Annotated in this window: 18 protein-coding genes and 1 pseudogene; 4 read left to right on the forward strand and 15 right to left on the reverse strand. The window is 63.7% G+C overall.

What is annotated here, in order from left to right; all coding sequences use genetic code 11:
• Positions 1–10 precede the first annotated feature (10 nt).
• Both EV665_RS26280 and EV665_RS26285 read left to right on the forward strand, forming a co-directional pair.
• Complete coding sequence (locus EV665_RS26280; RefSeq protein WP_133036336.1) at positions 11–841, forward strand: XdhC family protein; 831 nt, start codon at positions 11–13, stop codon at positions 839–841.
• Between the two features lie 12 nt (positions 842–853).
• Complete coding sequence (locus EV665_RS26285) at positions 854–1,318, forward strand: SRPBCC family protein (RefSeq protein ID WP_133036337.1); 465 nt, start codon at positions 854–856, stop codon at positions 1,316–1,318.
• Between the two features lie 183 nt (positions 1,319–1,501).
• On the opposite strand, the gene EV665_RS26290 is transcribed toward EV665_RS26285, so the two are convergent.
• The 9 genes from EV665_RS26290 to EV665_RS26330 all read right to left on the reverse strand — a co-directional run bounded on the left by EV665_RS26290 (position 1,502) and on the right by EV665_RS26330 (position 13,216).
• On the reverse strand, positions 1,502–3,259 hold the full coding sequence (locus EV665_RS26290) for an ABC transporter ATP-binding protein (protein ID WP_133036338.1): 1,758 nt from the start codon (positions 3,257–3,259) through the stop codon (positions 1,502–1,504).
• 79 nt (positions 3,260–3,338) lie between these two features.
• A complete protein-coding gene (locus EV665_RS26295) occupies positions 3,339–3,521 on the reverse strand; it encodes a hypothetical protein (RefSeq protein WP_133036339.1) in 183 nt (60 codons plus the stop codon).
• Positions 3,522–3,608: 87 nt separating this feature from the next.
• Positions 3,609–4,715 carry a mandelate racemase/muconate lactonizing enzyme family protein gene (locus EV665_RS26300; protein WP_133036340.1) on the reverse strand — a complete coding sequence of 369 codons (1,107 nt, stop codon included), beginning with the start codon at positions 4,713–4,715 and terminating at the stop codon, positions 3,609–3,611.
• 56 nt (positions 4,716–4,771) lie between these two features.
• Entirely contained in the window at positions 4,772–6,904 is a 2,133-nt protein-coding gene (locus EV665_RS26305) for an alpha-amylase family protein (protein ID WP_162853165.1), read from the reverse strand.
• Between the two features lie 81 nt (positions 6,905–6,985).
• On the reverse strand, positions 6,986–8,608 hold the full coding sequence (locus EV665_RS26310) for an ABC transporter ATP-binding protein (RefSeq protein ID WP_133036342.1): 1,623 nt from the start codon (positions 8,606–8,608) through the stop codon (positions 6,986–6,988).
• Positions 8,605–9,522, reverse strand: a complete 918-nt coding sequence (locus EV665_RS26315; protein ID WP_133036343.1) for an ABC transporter permease — start codon at positions 9,520–9,522, stop codon at positions 8,605–8,607. Before EV665_RS26315 ends, EV665_RS26310 begins: the two co-directional genes overlap by 4 nt.
• Positions 9,523–9,531: 9 nt before the next feature.
• Positions 9,532–10,449 (reverse strand): ABC transporter permease, encoded by a 918-nt coding sequence (locus EV665_RS26320; protein WP_162853166.1) that lies wholly within the window; start codon positions 10,447–10,449, stop codon positions 9,532–9,534.
• A gap of 88 nt (positions 10,450–10,537) precedes the next feature.
• A complete protein-coding gene (locus EV665_RS26325; protein ID WP_210234680.1) occupies positions 10,538–11,623 on the reverse strand; it encodes a TolB-like translocation protein in 1,086 nt (361 codons plus the stop codon).
• 81 nt (positions 11,624–11,704) lie between these two features.
• Positions 11,705–13,216: an ABC transporter substrate-binding protein gene (locus tag EV665_RS26330; protein WP_084438620.1), complete on the reverse strand. Its 1,512-nt coding sequence runs from the start codon at positions 13,214–13,216 to the stop codon at positions 11,705–11,707.
• Between the two features lie 169 nt (positions 13,217–13,385).
• Here EV665_RS26330 and EV665_RS26335 point away from each other — a divergent pair, with 169 nt between their 5' ends.
• Complete coding sequence (locus tag EV665_RS26335) at positions 13,386–14,294, forward strand: LysR family transcriptional regulator (RefSeq protein WP_133036346.1); 909 nt, start codon at positions 13,386–13,388, stop codon at positions 14,292–14,294.
• Positions 14,291–15,199 (forward strand): LysR family transcriptional regulator, encoded by a 909-nt coding sequence (locus tag EV665_RS26340; RefSeq protein ID WP_133036347.1) that lies wholly within the window; start codon positions 14,291–14,293, stop codon positions 15,197–15,199. Before EV665_RS26335 ends, EV665_RS26340 begins: the two co-directional genes overlap by 4 nt.
• Here EV665_RS26340 and EV665_RS26345 read toward each other — a convergent pair.
• From EV665_RS26345 to repB, 6 genes and pseudogenes are all read right to left on the reverse strand, one after another.
• Positions 15,178–15,912 (reverse strand): MBL fold metallo-hydrolase, encoded by a 735-nt coding sequence (locus EV665_RS26345; RefSeq protein ID WP_133036348.1) that lies wholly within the window; start codon positions 15,910–15,912, stop codon positions 15,178–15,180. The genes EV665_RS26340 and EV665_RS26345 overlap by 22 nt on opposite strands.
• 368 nt (positions 15,913–16,280) lie before the next feature.
• Positions 16,281–18,176 (reverse strand): methyl-accepting chemotaxis protein, encoded by a 1,896-nt coding sequence (locus EV665_RS26350; protein ID WP_281048284.1) that lies wholly within the window; start codon positions 18,174–18,176, stop codon positions 16,281–16,283.
• On the reverse strand, positions 18,173–18,613 hold the full coding sequence (locus EV665_RS26355; protein WP_133036349.1) for a hypothetical protein: 441 nt from the start codon (positions 18,611–18,613) through the stop codon (positions 18,173–18,175). The genes EV665_RS26350 and EV665_RS26355 overlap by 4 nt, the downstream gene beginning before the upstream one ends.
• Positions 18,614–18,933: 320 nt before the next feature.
• Positions 18,934–19,035 (reverse strand): annotated as a pseudogene (locus EV665_RS32915) (3'-5' exonuclease); the annotation flags it as partial.
• Positions 19,036–19,990: 955 nt separating this feature from the next.
• Positions 19,991–21,211 carry a plasmid replication protein RepC gene (gene repC / locus EV665_RS26365; protein ID WP_133036350.1) on the reverse strand — a complete coding sequence of 407 codons (1,221 nt, stop codon included), beginning with the start codon at positions 21,209–21,211 and terminating at the stop codon, positions 19,991–19,993.
• 155 nt (positions 21,212–21,366) lie between these two features.
• Positions 21,367–22,341 (reverse strand): plasmid partitioning protein RepB, encoded by a 975-nt coding sequence (gene repB, locus EV665_RS26370; RefSeq protein ID WP_064333910.1) that lies wholly within the window; start codon positions 22,339–22,341, stop codon positions 21,367–21,369.
• Between the last annotated feature and the right edge of the window lie 45 nt (positions 22,342–22,386).

Consider the following 22,386-nt stretch of genomic DNA (forward strand, 5'->3'; position numbering starts at 1 on the left):
GGAGGTCGCGATGAACGCCCATGTCGATGTGATGGATCTCGCCAACCGCCTCAAATCCGCCGAGGAAGCCTTCGTGCTCGCCACCGTCGTGCGCACCGTCTCGGTGACGGCGGCCAAGGCCGGCGCCAAGGCGGTGATCCGCCCGGACGGCACGATCGTCGCCGGCTGGATCGGCGGCGGCTGCGCCCGCGGCGCGGTGCTGCGCGCCGCCCGCCAGGCGCTCATCGACGGCAAGGCGCGGTTGATCTCGGTGCAGCCGAAAGAGCTTCTGGCCGAACGCGGTGTGGCGGCCGGCGAGTTGCGCGAGGGCATCCAGTTCTCCGCCAACATGTGCCCCAGCAAGGGCACGATGGACATCTTCATCGAGCCGGTGCTGCCGCGCCCCGCGCTCGTCGTCTTCGGGGCGAGCCCCGTCGCCATGGCGGTGGTGGAACAGGCCGCCCTGCTCGGCTTCCACATCACGCTCGCCGCGCCCGCCGCCGACCGCGCCGAGCCGCCCATGGTGGATATCGTGGTGGACGGATTTTCCATCGCCGAGCCGCCGGCCGGCAAGATTTTCGCGCTGGTCGCCACCCAGGGCAGCGGCGACCTCGCCGCACTCCAGGCGGCGCTCGCCCTTGAGGCCGAATATTACGGTTTCGTCGGAAGCGGGCGGAAGATGGCGGCGCTCAAGGCCGATCTGTCCCGTGCGGGCATCCCGGCCGAGCGGCTCGACCGGATCAAGGGACCGGCGGGCCTCGACCTCGGCGCCATCACGCCGGAGGAGATCGCGCTCTCCATCCTCGCCGAAATCCTCGTCATCCGCCGCCGCGACCAGCGCGGCGACGCCACCACACCCTGAAAGGACCATCTCATGGACATGAACGGCAGCGAACGGATCGAAGCCCCCGTGCAAACCGTCTGGCAGGCGCTGAACGACCCGGACATCCTGCGCCAATGCATTCCCGGCTGCGAGACGCTGGAAAAGACCTCCGATACCGAAATGACGGCGACCGTCGCGCTGAAGGTCGGCCCGGTGAAGGCCCGTTTCCAGGGCACGGTCCAGCTCCTCAACCTCAACCCGCCGCATTCCTACACGATCAGCGGCGAAGGCAAGGGCGGCATGGTCGGCTTCGCCAAGGGCGGCGCGGATGTGGCGCTTGCCGAGGACGGACCGGACGCGACCCTTCTCACCTATGTCGTCAAGGCGGAGGTCGGCGGCAAGATCGCCCAGCTCGGCAGCCGGCTGATCGACTCCACGGCGAAAAAACTGGCGGCACAGTTCTTTGCCGATTTCACGCAGAAGGTCGCGAGAGCGCAGGAAGCGGTTGCGGGTTGAACCTACCGCCGCAAACCGACAGAAGAGACCGCATCCAGCAGACCGGATAAACGCTCCGGAGTTTCAAAATAATCCGCAATCTTCGCCCAGTTTGGCCTTAACCCGATGTTGGGATGCTTGTTTTCCTGATCCGTCTCTCAAGAGCGGCCTGACTTGTAGTTGGCAAAGGATTGAAAGATCGCTCTACCTCTTGAACGCGAGCGGATGAAACGGTCCGGTATCCGTCTGCGCAGTCTGGAGGTTTCTGTACCGGCCGTTCTTTCGGGCGATGAGGTCGGCATGGCTTCCCTGCTCGACGATGCGGCCGTCGTCGACGACGAGGATGCGATCGGCATTGGCGATGGTGGCGAGCCGGTGCGCAATGACCAGCGTGGTGCGGCCGGCCGAGAGCTCGGCGAGCGACTGCTGGATGGCCCGTTCCGTCTCCGTGTCGAGCGCCGAGGTCGCCTCGTCGAGGATCAGGATCGGCGGGTTCTTCAGGAAGATGCGGGCAATGGCGAGGCGTTGCTTCTGGCCGCCGGAGAGTTTTACCCCGCGCTCGCCGATGATCGTGTCGAGGCCGTCGGCGAGGCTGGCGATCACGTCATCGAGACGTGCCCGCCCGGCCGCATCCAGGATTTCGGCTTCCGTCGCGTCGAGCCGGCCATAGGCGATGTTCTCGCGGACCGTGCCCGCAAAGAGGAACACGTCCTGCTGCACGATGCCGATATTGGAGCGCAGCGACTTCAGCGTCATGTCGCGGATGTCCACGCCGTCTATGGTGATCGCGCCCGATGCGATCTCGTAGAAACGCGGCAGCAGCGAGCAGATCGTCGTCTTGCCCGCACCCGACGGACCAACGAAGGCGATCGTCTCGCCCGCCTTGATCGCAAGGCCGAGCCCGTCGAAGATCGGCCGGTCGTTGCGGTAGCCGAAATGCACATCGCGGTATTCGATGTCGCCGCGCAGCCGGCCGGCGTCCCTTGCCCCGTCGTGGTCCCGGATATCCGGCTCGGTGTCGAGGAACTTCGTGTAGCGTGTAAAGCCGGCAATGCCCTTCGGATAGGTCTCGATGATCGAGTTGATCTTGTCGATCGGCCGGAAGAAGACGTTCACCAGCAGCAGGAAGCCGACGAAGCCGCCGGCCGAAAGCTCGCCGCGCGTCACGAACCAGGCGCCCGCCAGCATCACCACCACCTGCACGAAGCGCATGGAGAGGTAGGAGAGCGACATCGAGGCGGCCATCACCTTGTAGGCCTGAAGCTTGGTGACGAGGTAGTTGCGGTTGCTCTCGGCGAAGAGCCGGCGCTCGTGGTCCTCGTTGGCGAAGGCCTGCACGACGCGGATGCCGCCGACATTCTCCTCGATGCGGGCATTGAAATCGGCGACGCGGCCGTAGATCGCGTGCCAGGTCGAGGTCATGCGCGCGCCGTAATGGGTGGTGACGAAGGCGGTCAGCGGCACGATGATGGCGGTGATCAGCGCCAGCGGCACATGCACCCAGAGCATGAGGATGAAGGCGCCGATCAGCGTCATGACGGCGATGAAGAGGTCTTCCGGCCCATGGTGGGCGACCTCGCCGATCTCTTCGAGATCCTTGGTCAGCCGTGCCACGAGATGGCCGGTCTTCTGATTGTCGAAGAAGCCGAAGGAGAGTTTCTGCAGATGGTCGAAAGCCTTGCGGCGCATCTCCGCCTCGATGCGGATGCCGAGCATGTGGCCCCAATAGGTGACGATCACCTGCAGGCCTGCATTGACGAGGTAGATGAGGAACAGGCCGATGGCGGCAAGCCCGATGAGATCGAGCCGGCCGGTCGGCAGCAGGCGGTCGATGAAGAGCGTCACGGCGACCGGGAAGGCAAGTTCCAGCAGGCCCGCGGCGACGGCCGAGGAGAAATCCAGCGCGAACAGGGCGCGATGGGGGCGGTAGTAGGCGGCAAAACGTTTCAGGAGATCGGGCATCGGCGGGCAGGCTTTCGGTATCGGTTCTATCTGTTAAGACGATCGAGGTCGCCCTTTCTCCCATATTCGGCACAGCTTTTCACGGGCCGGGGCGCATTTTCCGCCCCCCGGGCACGACCAGGGGTGTCCCTGAGACGGGATCGTCGATGACGAGGGCGGAAAGGCCGAAGACGGTCGCGACGAGGTCTTCGGAAACGATGTCCTGCGGCCTGCCTTCCGACACGGCGGCGTAGCGGCAGGCGTGGTTGAGGTCGTGCAGCACGGCAACGATCGTGCGACCCTTGGGGCCGTGCCATCCGATGAGACAGAATCCAAGGCTATGGACAGGACGGGATGGATCGCAAAGCCGTCAGCTTCGCCGTCTTTGCAGTTCGCCATCATGGACGACGAGCCCGAGGCCCGGTCCCGACGGCACCTTGAACATTCCGTTCTCCGGGATCGGGGGATTGGCGAAGGCGACGTGCATGCGCGTCGACGGATCGGAGAATTCCGCGGGCTTGGTGTTGTGCATCAGGGTGGCGAGCAGGTGCAGGTTCGCCGCATGGGCGATCGTCGGCTGGGTCTGGTGCGGCACGAGTTCGACGCCGTGGGCAAAGCAGATGGCGGCGCACTGCATCAGGCCGGTGATGCCCCCCATCTTGATGATGTCGGGCTGCACCATGCGCACGCCGGCATTGATCATGTCGACGACCGCCTGCATTGTATAGGACTGTTCGGCGGCCGAGACGGTAATGTCGAGACGCTGCGCAACCTCCCCCATGGCCCGGACATTGTAGTGCTGGACCGGCTCTTCGAACCAGATATAGCCAAGCTCCTCGAGCGCGCGGCCGACACGGATGGCACCGCCGACGGAATATTGGTTGTTGGCGTCGAAGGCGAGGGAGAAGTCGTCTCCGACCAGCTTGCGCACCGCCTTGGCCTTCGCGATATCGCCGGGGATGTCATGGTCCTGCCGCGTGCGGTCGCCGTCCAAGCGGATCTTGACGGCGGCGGGACGCTCGGATTTCAGCCGCTCTTCGACCGCCCGCACGGTCTCGTCCACGGTGCGGCCGGCATTCCTTCCGACCGACGAATAGAACGGCAGCTCGGTACGCCACGCCCCGCCGAGAAGCTTGTAGATCGGAAGGTCGAAATACTTGCCCTTGATGTCCCAGAGCGCGATGTCCAGCGCGGCAAGCGCGCCCGTCACCGCGCCTTCCGGACCGAGCTTTACATATTTGTGAAGCAGCCTGTCGCAGATGACGGCCTGGTCCAACGCGTCCAGACCGGCCAGCGAACCCGCGAAATCCCGCACGATGCCGAGCGAATGCTCGCCGCCCAGCATCGGGGAGGCTTCGCCGTAGCCGACCAGCCCGTCCTGCGTCGTCACGCGCACGATCGCCGTCCTGCGCCCCGGCGGTTCGTTCTCCACCCAGGTGACCTGAAAGGCCTGGACCGATTTGATGATGGTGCCCACTTTTGTTCCTTCCTGTGCGTAACCGGATGGCGCCGGTTTTCAGAGCCGCGGCGCGGCTATCCAAGGAGCATTTCTATGGTTTCCATGGCCTCCAGCCGCGGCAGGGTGAACCGGATGCGATTGCCGTCCAGACGCGTCACGGGGATTTCGCGTTCTGCAAAGACGAGCCGGACGCGATCCCTTCTGAAGGATGACGGCACGTCGACGGTGATTTCGAGATCGTGGAGAGGGATCAGTTCCTCGATGATGCGCCGCTGCCCGGTGTTGAAACTGCCCGGAGCGGAAAAGTTCACGAGCGAGACGACGAGCCGGTCGCTCTTTTCCATGACGGAGAGGTCGATCAGGCCCGGCCCCTTGACGGTCGCGACATCGCGCCAGCCCTCCGCCTGTCTTACTGCGTTGGCGATAAGCCGGAAGAGATCCCTGAAGCCGTAACGGAAGCCGATCAGGTCCGGCTGCCAGGGGAAATGGATGATGCGGCCCTTGCCGACGCGGCGGTCCACGATCATCGGATAGTCGGTGACGTGATCGATCGTATTGAATTCCGGCACCGAAATCCCGCTTCCGACCTCCCCTTCCACCGGCGGCACGAGGGTCAGGGGCGCTGGAATGGCCGGCTGGTCGTCGGTGCGCATGAAGGTGATATCGCCGGCCACCGGCAGCAGATCCGTTCCCTCGAACCCGGCCAGCAGCGGCGACGACGGGTCGCGGATCGCGGCATAGGCCGCCCGCAGGCTTTTCCAGGTGACGCCGGTTCCCTTCGCGCCGATCAGCCTGCCGAGGAGTGTCGTCTCCCGGGGGGCGCCCATCTCGTCGAAGTCGCCGCTGCGATAGGTCGAGACGAGATGGCCACCGTTCCGGACATAGGTTTCGAGCGCCGCGCAGGCGGCATCCGACAGGCAGGCGGCGTTCGGAAGCATCACGGCCTTGTAGCGCGCCAGCATCTCCGCCGTGAGGCGGTTGCCGCTGAGGATATCGAAGGCAAGCCGCTGGTCCATCATGGCGTTGTAGGCGCCTCGGAAATGATCGAGGTAGCGGGCGGCCGGGTCCTTGTGGCCGAAATTGTCGAGGCTGTGGCGGGAATAGACAAGGGCGAGATCGGCCACCGGCTTCGCCTCCATATAGGTTTCCCGGTTGCGGTCGAAGACGGCGAAGGTCTCGCGCAGGCCGTCCAGCCCCCGGTGGTCGAACTGTTCCTTCTGGTAGCCCGTTACATGGATCCACGGCATGACGCCCTGCGCCATGACCTGGCCGGCCCACATCCGGTTCTCCGCGACCGGGACGCGATAGAAGCGCCACCAGGGCAGGAAGTAGCTGGTCGTGATGCCGCCGCCCTTTTCGGGCGCGAGGCTGCGCATGTAGCGCGCTTCGAGGCCCGGCCAGAACATGTTCGCATAGCGCCGCTGCGCTTCCAGCACGATGCCGTCCTGGTGCGGTTCCGTATAGTCGAGGTCCCATCCGCCGACGCGGGAATGATCCCACGATTCTGCGACCTGGCTGAGGGGCATCCAGGCACAGGAAGGCCGCACGCGCATCTTCGCGGCCTGAACACGGGCGTTCCATTCCGCGATGCATTCGTAGCGCCATTCGTTGTATTGGCGCCAGACGGGATCGTTCCAGTTCTCGTCGGGAATGGCCTTGCCGGTCTTCGCCCGGAATTTCTGCTGGCAGACGGTGCAGTGGCACTGCGGCGTGTGCCACGGGGAGAACTGGGCGGCATTCGCCCACAGGCCGTCGAAGGCGTAGCGCGTCAGGATCTCCTCGACGACCCTGATCATGAAGTCGTTGTAGTAGCCGCCGTTCGGGCAGGTGATGAAATGGCCGTGCACCTCGACCGGAGCCCCCGACTTGTCCTGGGCGAACCATTCCGGCCGCTCGGCGTAGAGGGCGCGGGAGGCCATGCTGGGGTCGATGCGCGCGATGGGCCGGATACCGCGCTTGGCGAGCGAGGCGATCATCTCCGCGGCGAGGTCCCGCTCGCCGAGGGTTTTGGCGCGGGGGTGCAGAGGGATGTCGCTCGGATAGAAGGCCATGATGCCACCCACCGAAAATCCCAGCGCGTCGAGCGAGAACGACTTGGCGAAATCGGCCATTTTCTCGGTGTTCCAGCTTCCCGCATCGCTCTCGCGAAGCGTCATGATCATCACCAGCGAGGATCGGAGCCAACTGTATTGGGAGTGCGATGTCATTGAAGTCTCCATTGGAATGCGCCGCAAAGCGGACGCTTCGGGTGGCTTGCGCTGCACGCTGGACGATCGGATGCCGCGCGCCTAGGCGGCCACATGGCTGCCGAGAACAGGATCGGATTGAAGGAGTTCGCGGGTGTAGGGGTGCTGCGGGTCGGTGAAGAGGCTGTCGGTCCTGCCCTGCTCGACGATCTGGCCCTTCCGCATGACGAGAACCCGATCGGCGAAACTGCGGACCACGGGCAGGTCGTGAGCGATGAAGATGTAGGAGAGGCCGTGCTCGTCCTTGAGGTTCTTCAAAAGCGCGATGATCTGCGCCTGGACGGACACGTCCAGCGAGGAGACCGCCTCGTCGCAGATGATGACATCCGGCCGCAGGGCGAGCGCCCGCGCGATGGCGATGCGCTGCCGCTGGCCGCCGGAGAACTGGTGCGGATAGCGCTGGGCATGTTCCTTCGTCAGGCCGACCTGTTCGAGAAGCGCGCCGACCCGCCCTTTCCATTCCTTTTTCGGCAGGACGTCGCGGTGGATGGCCCAGGGTTCCGAGATGATCTCCTCGACGGTCATGCGCGGGTTGAGGGATGCGGTCGGGTCCTGGAACACCATCTGGATCTGGCGCTGCAGAATCGTCCGGTCGGCCTCCGTCGGCCGCAGCATGTCGCAGTCCCTGTAGGATGCGGTGCCGCCCGACGCCCTTTCGAGACCGAGCAGCGTGCGGGCGAGCGTCGACTTGCCGGAGCCCGATTCGCCCACGACGCCGAGCGTTTCCCCGCGCGCGAGCGTGAAGGACACCTTGTCGAGCGCCATGATGGCCGGAGACCTCGACGCGCTCGGATAGCCCTTCGACAGGTCCTTGACGGCGATCAGCGGTTCCGCCCGCACGCCCTCGGGGGCGGATGCCGGAAAACTGTGCTTGCCCGGAACCGCATTCAGCAGATTGCGGGTATAGGCGTGTCGGGGGGCGTTGAAGACCTGGTTCACCGGGCCGGTCTCGACGATCTCGCCGCCATTCATGACCGCGACGCGGTCGGCAAGACCCTCGACGATGCCGAGGTCGTGGGTGATCATCAGCAGGCCCATGCCCCGTTCGCGCTGGAGCTCCTTCAGCAGGCGCAGGATGCGGGTCTGGACGGAGACGTCGAGCGCCGTCGTCGGCTCGTCGGCGATCAGGAGGTCGGGATCGAGCGCGATCGCCATGGCGATCATGATGCGCTGCCGCTGTCCGCCCGAGAACTGGTGTGGATAATCGTTGAAGCGCGCACGCGCATTCGGCAGTTCGACCCGCTCCAGGAGGTCCAGCGCCCTGGCATTGGCCTTCTGGCGGTCGACGCCGTGGGCGCGGAACGTCTCCGCCACCTGCCAGCCCACGGGATAAACCGGGTTGAGGGCGGCAAGCGTGTCCTGGAAGATCATCGCGATCTTCGAGCCGTTCAACGCCCGCTGCCGTTCATAGGAGGCCTTGAGCAGGTCTTCGCCGCGATAGAGGACCTCGCCGGAGGTGATGCGGCCCGGTGGAATGTCGATCAGGCCCATGAGCGCCGATGAACTGACGCTCTTGCCCGATCCGCTTTCGCCGAGGATCGCAAGCGTCTCGCCGCGGTCGATATGCCAGCTTACATTGCGAACCGCCTGGACCGTGCCTTCCTGCGTATGGAATTCGACGGAGAGGTTGCGGATTTCGACGAGATGTTGGTCGTTCCTGGTCATGAAGATTTCTTTCTGGATTCCAGCCGCCAACGCTGCACCGGATCGCCGACGATGCGCAGCCAGTTCGCGAAGAGATTGAGCGACATTGCCGTCAGGGTGATCGCGACGCCGGGCCAGAAGGCGACCCACCAGGCGGTGCTGAGATAGCTCTGCCCCTGGGCGACCATGGCGCCCCAGGTGAAGGCGGGCGGCTGGATGCCGAGGCCGAGGAAGCTGAGGCTCGATTCCGACAGCATCACGAAGGCGAATTCGAGTGTTGCGATGGTGATCAGGGTCGGCGTGACGGTCGGGCGGATATGCCGCCAGATGAGCCGGCGCGGCGAGGCGCCCATGATCCGCGCCGCCGTCACGAAGGTCCGTTCGCGGACCTCCAGCACCTCGGCCCGCGTCGTGCGCAGGTAGATCGGAATGCGGGTGATCGCGAGCACGAGGATGACGTTGGCGATGCCGGGCTTGAGGACATAGAGGACGATCAGCGCGAGGAGGAGCGAGGGAAAGCTCATCACGACGTCGGCGACCCGCATGATCACCGCGCTGGTCCAATCGTTGCGGTAGCCGGCGATGAAGCCGAGGAAGGACCCGATGACCAGCGAACAGATGACGGCGGATGCGGCCAGGAGCATCGTGTTCTGCGCCCCGACGATGAGGCGAAGAAGGATCGACCGGCCGAGCGAGTCCGCTCCGAGGACGAAGGCCCAGCCGTATTTGAACGACAGGGGCGGTGCGTTGCGGGCGATGAGGTTGATCCTGTTGGACGAGGCCTCGAAGACCGCCGGCCCGAAAAGGGCGGCGCAGAAGACCAGGAGGAGGAACAGGACCGCCGCCGCCGCGAACTTGTCGTGCCATAGCAACGACAGATAGCGGCGGATGGTGGACCGGCTCGGCTGGCCGTTGGATGCGATGGTGGTGCGCATGTCGTCGCCTCAGCTATATCGGATGCGCGGATCGAGCAGCGCATAGGAGAGATCGATCGCGATATTGAGGATGAAGATGGCGACCGCGGTGATGATGACGCCGCCCTGCACCATCGCGAAATCGCGATACTGGATCGAGTCGATCATCAGCTTGCCGATGCCGGGCAGGCCGAAGATGACCTCGATGACCACGGCGCCGTTGATCATTCCCGTCGCCTGGTCGCCGGCGACGGTGATGACCGGGAGCATCGCGTTGCGCAGGGCATGGACGAAGATGATCGTCGAGCTGCGGACCCCCTTGGCCCTCGCCGTCTTCACATAGGCGGACGACATGGCGCTGATCATCGATCCCCGTACGACCTGGGCGATCAGGCCGCAGGGGCGGATGGAGAGCACCATGATCGGCAGGATCCAGTAGACGAAACCGCCAGTGCCGGAGGTCGGCAGCCATCTGAGCCAGACGGAGAAGACGAGCACGGCGACGATCGCCAGCCAGAAATTCGGCAGGCTTGCGCCGGCAAGCGAGATGACGTTGACGAAACGGTCGAGAATACCGTTGGGCCTCTGGGCGGCGAGCGCCCCCGAGACGATCGCGACGACCAGGGCGAAGAACATGGCGAAGAACGCCAGCAGCAGGGTCGTCGGGAATGCGGCGAACACCAGATCGAGGACCGGCCGATCCTGGCGCAGCGAGGTGCCGAAGTCGAGATGGGCGAGATCCCGGACGAAATGCCAGAACTGCACGATCAGCGGATCGTTGAAGCCATGCGCTTCGGAAAAGGCGGCCCTGGCCTCGGCCGAGGCTTCGACCGGCAGGTAGATATCGGCGGGATTGCCGGTCAGCCGCGCCAGGAAGAAGACAAGGACGACAAGCCCCACCATGGAAATGGCGCTGTGCGCCACTCTCGACCCAATATAACCGCGCAAGATGTTCCTCCCTTTCCCTTCATCCATCCATTCCTAACGGGTATCCGCCAGCCCTCCCCGGCCGACGGACACCGTCCCGGATGAAGGCCTACTTGATTTCCGCGAAGGTACCGTCCTTTTTCCGGATCACGGCACGATCTTCCGGCGTCTCCCATTCCTGTGCGTAGTCGCTCTTTTCCCAGGCTTCGAGATCCATCAGGCCGATGCCCATGCCGAAACCCGGTTCGCTCGTATAGGTATTGACCATGAAGGCCAGCCATTTGCCGTCCGGGCTGACATTCGAATTGCTGGCGCGCCAGGGCGCGCGGTCGAAGAAGCGCGTCATGCGCACGCGGCGCCCGGACCCGTCGAGCTTCAGCTTCCACAGATCGATCGGCGGGAACTGGTCGACGAAGTCGCAGGAGGATTCCAGGCAGATATGCTCCTGGTCGGGGAAGATGCCCTCGCATTCGTTGTGGGTGAGCGGTTCGTCGATATAGGTGCGGACATCGAGGGTTTTCAGGTCGATGCCCCGTGTCTGGGTCTTCCAGGTGGTGCTGCGATCGCGCGGGCCGATATATTCGGCCATGATGACTTCCGTGTCGTTGTTGCGGAAATCCTGCGGTTCCGGGCGGCGCAATCCCGTGACGTTCCGGTAGATCGGACGGGTCGCGCCGATCGTCGGCCCATCCGGCCCGTAGTCGATCTCCGACACGTAGCATTCGAAATCCTCGAACTTGCCGAGGCGCGGATCGTGCTCGCCATGCCGGGAATAGGTGATGCGGTTGGCGATGGCCGAGACGCCGATGCCTTCGAAGATCGTCAGGCCGAGGGGGCGGGGCGGTGTCTTCGCCTCGCGGTCCATGAACCAGAGTTCCGACTCCACGTAGCGGCTGACGTGATGATCCTTGAATTCCTTGGGGCCGATCAGAAGATAATCGCCGTTCGGCAGGAAAAGCACCCGCAGGAACGCATGATGGTCGCCGAGGCCGCCGGTCAGATTGCGGATCTGCCGCGTTTCGAGGTCGATCTCGTGGACGTCGCCATAGGCCTTTTCCACGAAGGCGATGCGCTTTCCATCCGGGGACCAGTAGGGACGCGCACCGTAGTCGCAGAGCTTTTCATGGAATGGCGGCGGGTTGTCCAGGACGTGAGGACCTTCATAGGACTTGTTGTCCCACTTGTAGATAGGCATGCTGGTACCTTCCGTTCGAGCGGATTGCATTGAGTAGAGACGGAGAGGCGGCGTATCCGCCTCTCCCATTCGTCTTGGGGGTTATTTCAGGCTGATCGCTGCAAGTTCGAGCTGGCCGCCGGTGGTGAAATCCGGCTTGAAGCTGACGCGCGGTCCGATGCGCATGTAGCTGACCATGTGGAACAGCATGATATCGGGAACGACCTCCTGCTGGATCGTCCGGTTGGCCTGCTGGAAGAGCGAGCGGCGTTTGTCGCCGGTCGAGACGCTGGCATCATTGAGCACGGCATCGAGTGCCGGGTCGGAGATGTTGGAAAGCGCGCCTTCGGAGGTGTAGTAGACCATCATCGTGAAGAACGCGTCGCCCGCCGTGTTGTCGTGCAGTTCATGCACCATGGTCGGGCCGCGGTCCGTCGGATAGGGCTTGCGGCGCATCGCGGAGTGCTGGATCTTGTCCACCATCCGGATCTGAACGTTGAGGCCGACCTCCTGCCAGCTTTGCGTGAGCGTCTGGAGCATCTCATCCAGGTTCGCCTGCATGAACTGACTGCCGTACAGGTCGATCGGCGCGTCTACCGGAACGCCGGCGGCCCTGGCCTCTTCGACGAGCGCCTTTGCCTGTTCCGGATCGTAGGGCCAGGGCTTCAGACCGTCGTCATAACCGCTGACGCTCGGCAGCATGTATTGGCTGGCGGGCAGGGCATCGGCGCTCATGATGCTGCCGACGAAAGCGCTGCGGTCGAACGCCATGTTGAGAGCCTTGCGAACGCGGATGTCGTTCAGCGGTGGCTTGTCCATGAAGATGCGGATGCGGCTCGTATCGGCGTTGAGGTAGCCGACATCCATCTGTGCGTCGACATCCTGTGGGGCGATCTGGAGGCCGAGATCGGCTTCGCCAACCTTGATCATCGATGCACGAAGGGCCGGCTCTTCACGCCATACATAGGTCGCCTGGTTGACCTGCGGCTTGTCGCCCCAGTAGCCGTCGAAGCGGGTCAGGACCAGACTGCTGGCCGGATCCCAGCTCGTAAAGACATAGGGGCCGGTCCCGACGGGCGATTTCGTAGCTTCCGTGGTGCTGGTGCCCGGCGCCGTCATGCCGATCTGCGACAGCGTGGTCGGCATCAGCGGCATGGGCGTGCTGGTCTTGATCTCGACGGTATAGGGATCGAGAGCCTTCGCCTCGATGGTCGTCTTGGCAAACAGGCGGATGGTGTCGCGGCACTGGAGCTCGGGGCTGAACTGCCGGTTGAGCGCTGCGATCACCGCATCGGCATTGAAATCGGTGCCATCCTGGAATTTCACGCCCTGACGGAGGGTGATCTGCCAGGTCTGCGGATCGATCTGCTTCCATTCCGTGGCGAGGTTGGGCTTGATCTCGCTGGTCTCGGGATCCATGCGGGTCAGCGTCTCGACGACATTGGCCTTGAGGACCTGGCCGATATAGCCCGTCGAGTTCATGTGGCATGGTTCGACCACGTCGACGGCGGATGACAGCACGATGGTGATATCGCCGGATTTGTCCTGGGCGTAGGATGGGCTTGCCAGCATGCCGGCCATGCCGAGCCCCAAAATCATTTTGCTGATGTTCACAACGTTCCTCCCTGTTGTTGGCGGATGGGCGCCTCCACGCCCCCCAAAGCTTGGGACGGCTCCTGCGAGCGGGCCGCCTTCACTTTCACAGGGATGCTAAATCTAAACTTTATGATTGATAAGAAGCAAAAAATGCAGTTCATTATGTACTGAAAGTATCGGATTAACCGTGGACAAGCTTCGTGAAATCGAAACCTTCGTGGCGGTGGTCGCCGAGCAGAGCTTTGCCGGCGCTGCGCGGAAATTTGGATTGACGCCGGCCATCATCGGCCGGCGCATCAGCCAGATCGAGGAGCGGCTGGGCGGGGTCCTGCTGGTGAGGTCGACCCGCAAGCTCGACCTCACCCCGCAAGGGGAGGAGTTCCACAGGCATTGCAAGGTGATACTGACGCGTCTCGAAACCGCCGAACGGCTGGTCTCGGACGGCAGGAAATATGCAACAGGCCATCTGATCCTGTCGGCGCCCGCCGCCTTCGGCCGTCGCCATGTCGCCCCCCACCTTCCGCCCTTCATGCGGGAGAACCCCGACGTGCGGGTTTCCCTCAATCTCAGCGATCATATCACGGATCTGGTTCGCGAGGGCTATGAGGTCGCGATCCGGCTGGGGCCGGTCATCGACACGAGCCTCGTCCAGGTCCGGCTTGCGACCAACCGAGCCATCCTGTGCGCGGCGCCCGGCTATCTGCGCGAGCGTGGCACCCCGCTCGTCCCGGCCGATCTGGCCCATCACAATTGCCTGGCCTTCAACGAATATGGCGGCCAGCCGCGCGGCTGGCATTTCCTGGTCGACGACCGGCCCGTCACGTTCAGGCCGTCGGGGACGCTCTCGTGCAACGATGGCGAGGTCCTGGCGCAGTGGCTGCGCGAGGGGCGCGGGATCGGCTGGCGCTCGCTTTGGGAGGTGGCCGCCGAACTGTCTTGCGGAGCGCTCGTGACGGTTCTCGACGACCATATGCCGCCGGGCTACGACGTGACCGCCGTCTATCCGGTGCAGCCGCACCTTCCGGCAAAGATCGGCCTGCTCATCGAATGGCTGCGAACCGTCTATGCCCGGCCGGGCTACTGGGAGGCGCCATGAATCGTTACAAGGAGATGCGGGCCTTTCTCGCCGTCGTCAAGGAAGGCTCGCTGGCGGCCGCCAGCATCAAGGAAGGCATCACCTCCTCCATGCTGGGCCGGTACATCGACAGCCTCGAGCGGCGGCTCGGTATCCGCTTGCTGCACCGCACGACCCGGCACCTTTCCCTGACGGAGCAGGGCGTCTTCTTCCTGAAGCACTGTCAGGAACTGGTCACCGAAATCGATGTGCGCGAGGCGGAGATTTTTCCCGATATCGCGCAGGTGACGGGGCGCCTCACCGTGCTCGCACCGCCGCATTTCGGACGGCATCACGTGGCCGTGCATGCCGGAGCCTTCCTCGCCGCGCATCCGAACGTGCAGCTCTCCTTCAATCTTTCCAACGACTATGTCGATCCGACGACGGCCGAATACGATCTCTGCATCCGCATCGGAAACGTCATCGATCGAAGCTTCGTGACGACGAAACTCCTGAGCAACAAGCGCGTGGTCTGCGCGACGCCGGCCTATTTCGAACGTTTCGGCCGGCCCCGGACGCTGGAGGATCTCGGGCAGCACAACTGCCTTTGCGTCAACCTGCGGGCCGGCTTGCACCGGGAATGGCTTTTTCAGGAGAACGGCAAGCCCGTTTCCGTGAAGGTGGAGGGCACGATCGATTGCAACGATGCCGATGCATTGATCCGCTGGGCCCGCGACGGGCTGGGTCTGGCCTGGCGGTCGACCTGGGAAATCGGCGCCGAGATCGCCGACGGCCGCCTCGTCACCGTTCTCGACGACTATGCGCTGCCCAGCTTCGATATCACCGCCGTCTATCCCCGTGACCGGCCTCTGAAGTCGGCGCGTCTCTTCGTCGAGACGCTGCAGAACGCCTATTCCCAACCGGATTACTGGACCGTCAGGGCGTGAGACTGGCCGCCCGGCACGATCTCGATCCGTTCACGGCAGGTGGAAAGGGAGCGGAACCCGTCGTCGGTGCGGGCGAGCGGGACATCGTGGCCAGGGACGATGATGTCGGCCATCGCCAGGATGCGGTCGATGCTTTTCCGCGCGGCTTCGGCATCGAAGGCGCCCGTCAGGGTCACGGCAGTGACTTCACCGCGATGTTTGAGCGCATCCTGCGCAAGCACGACTTGCTTGCCGTCGACGGTCAATGAAAGCGAAATATGCCCACCGGTATGTCCCGGGGTGCAAAGCACGCGAATCCCCGGCAAGACTTCCGGCTCCCCGGACATCAGGCGGAGCTGGGGCTGTCGCAACAGGGTTTCTGCAAGAAACAAGGGGACCGCGGGATCGGCCGCGCCGTGATTTTCAAGATAGTCGCGTTCCGTTTCATGGAGGAGAAATTCGGCCTGCGGGAAGCATTCGGCATTCGCCACATGGTCGAAGTGCAGATGCGAAAGAATGATGGTCTTGATATCGCTGTTTCGAACTCCCCTCGCGGCCAGCGCGCTGAGAAGCCCGGGACGGTCTCCGGCAGCGCCGGTATCGAAGAGCGCATAGCCGGCTGCCGTCCGCAGGAGAACCGTCGTACTCCATCCAAGGAAACCCCGATCCGTGCGGCCGGGAAATCCGGTTAACAGGGATTCATAGCCAGTTTTCCTTGACGTCTGTGAATTCATCTTACGTTTCTGCCTTTCCGATCGTCAGCTTTCGTGCGCGAAATCAAGCCGAGCCAGCGACTGTTGCAGGCAAGCGTTTCCGTCTGCAAGGCTGGAGGTCTCTGCCGAGCGCTTTTCGGCCGTGCTCGAATATGTTGTGCGAGTCCTCCCTCGTAATCCTCTCTACAGCCGGTCGACGGTGTCGAAATGCGGCCACGGGACCACGAGGAGATCATTGACGACGCTCGAAACGGGCGACGCCGGCAGCGCCTGCCGGCTGATGCCGAACCACATCGACCACCCGGCCGCTCTCGATTTCAGCGTCCGCAAACCCGTCGATCTGGGCCGGGACTTCGAGATATGGCAGTTCCGGAAATACCGCGGCCCGCTCAGGCCGCCCTTGGCGGCAGTCTCCCGGTCGCCGGGATCTGACACTGCGCACCGGCGGGACGGCCGCCAAGCTGGAACCCGGAAAGCAACTGCTTCAGGTGCTCGGCCTCTGTCGCGAGGCTCCGGCTCGCCGCCGAGGACTGTTCGACGATCGCCGCGTTCTGCTGCGTGCCCTGATCGATGATCGACACGGCATTGTTGACCTCATGCAGGCCGACGGCCTGTTCGCGCGCCGCTTCGGCAATGGCCGTGACGTGCTGGCTGATCTCCTGCACATTGCCCACGATCGCCTGCAAAGCCGTTCCGGTCTCGCCCACAAGCGCCACGCCGGATTTCACCTGCTGTTCCGACCGGGCGATCAGGGTCTTGATTTCCTTGGCAGCCGTGGCCGAGCGTTGCGCCAGTTCACGGACCTCCTGCGCGACGACGGCGAAGCCCTTGCCGGCTTCGCCCGCGCGGGCGGCCTCGACGCCGGCATTCAGCGCCAGCAGGTTCGTCTGGAACGCGATCTCGTCCATCATCTCCGTGATCGAGCCGATCTCGCGGGAGGATTGCTCGATCTCGCCCATCGTGGTGATCGCCCTGCGGACAACCGTTTCGGATTGCTCGGCGCTCTGCCGGGATTCGGCAACGAGCCGCCCGGCCTCCGAGGCCCGTTTTGCGGTCGTGCTCACCACGGCGGTGATCTGTTCGAGCGCGGCGGCCGTCTCCTCGATGGACGCAGCCTGCTGCTCGGTGCGCTTGGACAGGTCGGCGGCCGTGTGACTGATTTCGCTTGCGGCGGCATCGACAGTGACCACATTGCCGCCGACGGCCTGCAAGGTGCTGCACAGCGTCTTGACCGAATGGTTGAAATCCTCGCGCAGCTTGTCCAGCGCGGGAATGAACGGCTCCCTGATCTCACAGGCCAGGTCGCCCGTAGAGATGCGGCCGAGGCCTGCGCCGATTTCGCGCACGGCCCGCACGCGACCCGAAATGTCGGTGGCGAACTTCACGATCTTCACCACCTTGCCGTCCTTGTCGAGGATCGGGTTGTAGGACGCCTGGATCCAGACCTCCCTGCCCGCCTTGCCGATGCGCAGGAATTCCTCGGCGACGAACTCGCCCGCACGCAGCTTCTTCCAGAAATCGGCATAGGCGGCGCTGCGCGCATGGGACGGTTCGACGAAGAGGCTGTGGTGCCGCCCGACGATCTCGCCAAGCTCGTAGCCGAGCGCAGAAAGGAAAAGGTCATTGGCGGTGAGGACCTCCCCGTCGGTGGAGAAGGCGATGACGGCCTGCGAGCGGGAGATGGCTTCGATCTGGCTCTGGGCATCTCGGGCGACTTCCAGGAGATCGGCCGAGCGCCCGGCTTCCTGGCGGGCCTCCTCGCCCTTCTCCACCGCGGAGGCCAGAAGCTTGCGCGTCTGTTCGATCATCCAGACGAGCGCCACCGTTTCGAGGATCAGGATGACCGCATGCAGCATGACCCGCTCGAGGCTTCCGCCGCCGTAGAAGACGAAGGTATCGAGAAACAGGCCGAGGCCGATGTGGTGGAGCGCGACCAGACCGGCGCCGAGCAGGATCACGCGGACATCGTACATCAGGGCGCTGACCGCAAGCGCTGCGAAGAACATCATGTGAATGTCCGTCTGCCAGGGATGATTGCGGGCAACGATGAGAAGGGCGACGATCTCGGCCACCAGGACGGATACGACCATGAGCCGGAGCGCGTCGCCGTGGCGGGCGAGGAACCAGGTGGCGCCGAGGCCGAGCAGGCCGGCCACGGCAAGTCCGGAGCCGAGGCCAAACGCGCCCTGCAGGAGAAGATCGGTTGCCAGGACGCAGCCCGCCAGGATGGCGATAAAGGCGCAAAGCGCGATGGTGGCGTTCCTGCGGATGTTGTCGAGCGTCATGTGTCACCTGCGCCTGATCTGGATTGACCGTCGACGGACCGGCAGAGGCCGGTCGCCGCAAGCGTGAAGAGCGCGCCACGGGAGCGGACGCGTGATGAAAAATCCGGGTCCTTCGCATAGGCGATGACCACGTTCGAAAAACGGGAAGGACCGACGATCGTCCCGCCGGCTTCGGTGACACGCCGCCAGGCGGCCGCCTCGCCGGTGAGCGGCGGGAACACGACCGCCATCTGCCCGGTCGACGGCGGGGCCAATTCGGCAGCGCCCAGTCCGGTCGCCGTCAGGACAGCCATCGCAAGGGCGGGCGCAAAGGCGCGAAGGCCTGTCCCGGCCTTGCTGTCACTGGCTGCCTCGTCCTTCATCCCGCCTTCACCAACCTGCATGAACGGATTGCGATGCTCTCCGCGCCGGAAAACGACGCGGCCGCCGACACTCATGCGACGGAGAACATGACGGCATCATGCCGAGCTTCGGGATGCCCGGACGCCTCGTCGGCCTGCAACAGCAGACGGGCCGACCAGCCTCGAACCGCACCGGCCGACAGTCGATCGTCCTCGACAGGCCCTCGCACCCAGCGGTGTTCGGCTATCTCCCGGATACAGCTTATATCACGACAAGTTAATGTTTTCGTACGCGCGAACCGGCGCCCGGAAATCGCCAATGTTCCAAGGCGATCCGCCCTTTGGTGCCAGTAGGTATATTGCAGCCAGGCCCGTCTGACGTCGTCGAGAGCCACTTATGCTCCTCAGCGCTGAGCTTCGTCCTTGCGAGCAGTAAGGCCTGTCGTCTCCGTATCGACAATCATGCCTCGCAATGGAACGCCTGGCCGCGGCGCAGCTACGATAGCGCGAGGCTGCAGCTTCGCGGCAGGACCCCGTCGGGCAAACCTGCGAGGATTACGAGGGAAGAACAGGCGGAATGTCGTGCGAATCCATGACCACACACCTTATGGAACTGTGCGGTTTATTCCCTTCATTCAGGCCTCAACCGCACGGTGCATCGCATCCCCATAACAATGGATAAGATTGCCTTATCGGTCGTCTTTCTTTTCAACGAAGAGGTATCCGTCTGGACGACAAGGACGGCAAAAACTTCGCTCCGGGAGCATCAGCGTCACCGTACGGCAAGCTGGTATCCAACAGGAAATCCAGGGTCTCGTCCGGGCTTTTGCATTCTCCCCTCTGGGTGCCATCGGACACCGTCCTGCAGGCGCATTTCTCGCCGACACCGACATCATGTAACGCCTGATGCCGGTGCCCCACAGGCTCGAAAAGCGACTGAGGCCGGTCGGCGTGTCTTATAGTGTAATGGAGATGGGCCTTGCATCTTTCCTGTAAAGTGGACCTTTTCGTCACAAGCCTTCGCCAAAGCCCGGCTCCCCTCCCCCGCGTAACCAGCCACCACAACGGCAGCCCGAAAGCCGCGACAAACCCGTTGTCCGTGAGCACCGTCCCATTCTCTCCGCCAAGAAAGAGCCGAACGTCGCCGGCATCCAGGATGGAGAGCAAGAGCACAGCCGGCCCGCCGAACAAGGTCGAACCCTCAATGAGAGCCGTGCTCGGCTCGAACCGCACCGAGAGCATCATCAAGACCATCGCGCCAAGGCTGAGGACGATGCCGAAACAGACCTGTTCCTGTCGTGGCGCAAGCCGATGGAACCGATCGCTCCCATGCATGCAGGCTGAAACCAGCAGCGCGGCGCAGGCAAGATTGCCCATAAGGACCTGCCGGATATGAGTCATTCCGCACCTGCTCCACGAAGTTCGCGAAACGAACCTACCGTGCACATGTTAATCCAACATTGACCAGCAGCCTCAACCGACATTCCCGACAGGCACCCCCTTACCGTTCGCCCGGAGCAATGCCATGAGCATTGGGCCGAGCGAGAACTGGCCGCGCGCCGCCTTTCGCGTCAGGTCGCGCAGATAGCCGCCCGGCGAGTTGATATGCCCTGCCCTTTCGAGAATGCAGGCGATCGCGACGGCCGCGTTTTCCGGTCCCATGGTTTCACAGGCCTCCTGATAGGCCGACGGGCTGACGCCAAGCGTGGAGCGGACGACCACCGCCGCCGCCATCAGGTCCCGCCAGTGGGCGATCGCGCCGTCCGGTCCGTACATCCCGATTTCCGGGCATGCCCTCAGCACCATCCCCAGCGGGAACGACCTGACCGGTTCGACAGGGCGTTCCCTGTTGGAAACGGACGGTTCGCCCTGCTCTTTTTCAGAGCGAGGTTCAAGTTCATGGATGGATTCGGGTTTTGAATTATGTTTGTGCTGACGGTATTCGGCATCATTGGCGTCGGTTTTTTTTGAAATAAGCTGATCTTCCAGCATATTGACGATCTCTTCCCGCAACAGGGCCAGTTCGTCGAGGCATCCTTCCAGCTCGGTGGCATGCTTTGCGAAACGCAGCCGGGCGACAGCCGCCACATAGTGGTCTTCGATGAGGCCCCAATCGCCTGAAGCCCCCTCCTCCATCCCCGCCGAGATCAGCTTCCGGATATCCCGGCGCGTGATGGAGATGCGTTCCCTGACGATCTTCAGGCGTCGGCGTTCCTCGGCCACCTGCTGGGCCATCTGCGCAAGCTCTTCCGAGCGGGCGAGCAAGGGCGCGAGGCTGAAGCCGTAAGCCGTCTCTATCGTGCCGTCCCTGCCCTTTCGCGCGTAGCGCTTGCCATTGGGGCTGTCCTGGCGGTGGATGAGGCCCGCCTGAACGAGAAGCGCCAGGTTCTCGCGAAGGGTCGTGCCGGCAATGCCGTTCGCCCGCGCCGAGAGCTGCGCGTTGGAGGGAAACACGATAAGGTTCGCGTCCTCCTTCAATTCCACCTCGGGATGGAACGAAAGAAGCGCGTTGAGAACCGCAAGCGCCCGGTCGCGCAGCCCCATCAGGGATCGCGCATCGCAGGCGTCGCGGTAGATCTTCCACTTGTCGGCGGATTTCCCACGCTTGATATTGGCCGTCTCGAACTGGCCTTTCACCAGCGCAAGCGTCATCGGCCGCCGCCCGAAGGGCGTCGTCACATGTCCACTGTGCATTTCCTTCACCTTCCAAAAGGCAAAAGAAATCTGCTCACCAAAAAGGGTGCCAAAGACTCTTGACTGTGATTCGTGGAAATGCGATTCTCGGAGTGCTTAGTTCTGAGAGAGGCTTCCACGTGGGCAACCGCTTGGGGGCCTTTTTCTTTTGCTGTTCAGTCTCCCTTGTTTTCCTCGTCCAGGAACTGCGCGTAGAGCGCGTCCAGATTGCGCGAAAGAAAGTCACCGAACCGGGCGGCATTCTTCGCCTTCATCGACAGCGAAAAGATCTTGCCGCTGTTCTTGATCTCCGCCAGCACAGCCTTGTCCTGCGGCTCCCACTTGGCCTTGGCCAAAGCGGGCTCTGCCTTCCGGACCGGGCGCGTGCTCTTGTTCAGCGCGGCATAGAGCGCCAGGAAGCGCTCGTCCGGCGCCAGCGCCTGGAAGTCGGCGTCACGGACGATGCTGCGCACCTTGTCATTGTTGGATGCCTTGCCGGCCAGGAGCGAAAGCTCGACCCAGCGCTCCCGGCCGATGCCCGGCGCCGCGCCGATCGCGCGGATGATGTCGGCCGGGATGCGCTCGGTGACGGACATCATCTTGGAAATCGCCGCCGCATTGGCGGCCAGCGCCGAGGAAATGACCTCCCGATCATACCCCAGATCCTCCAGGCGCCGCGCGAAGAGCGCCCGCTCGATGAAGGTCAGGTTGGCGCGTGCGGAGTTTTCCTGGCCCTGCGCGATGACGTGGGTACGGTCGTCGATCGACTTGACGACCGCCTTGACCTTGCGGCCGAGCTCGCGCGCTGCCCGCAGCCGCCGGTGGCCGAAGACGACCTGGTAGCGCCCGGCCGCCGTCGCATGGGGCCGCACGAGGATCGGCGTGTCCTGACCCCGCTCGCGGATCGCCTCGACGAGCTCGCGGAAATCGTCATTGTCCTGTGCCAGGCGATCCTGCACGAAGGAATCGTCGATCAGGTCCGGATCGAACTCGACGACCGCCTCGCCTTCGAGAAAGCGGTCCGCCTGCTTGGCAAGCTCGTCGAGCGAACGCACGAGCGACTTTCCGGCGCCCCGCATCGGATAGGAGGCGGTCACCGTATTGTCATCCGGCAGTGCAGCCAGGCCTTCCAGGAGATTCTTTCTTGCCATCTTGTCAGTTCCGATAGGCCTCAGCCTATTGTTTTTCCTTCAATA

It is taken from the genome of Shinella granuli, assembly GCF_004341885.1.
Lineage (GTDB): Bacteria > Pseudomonadota > Alphaproteobacteria > Rhizobiales > Rhizobiaceae > Shinella > Shinella granuli.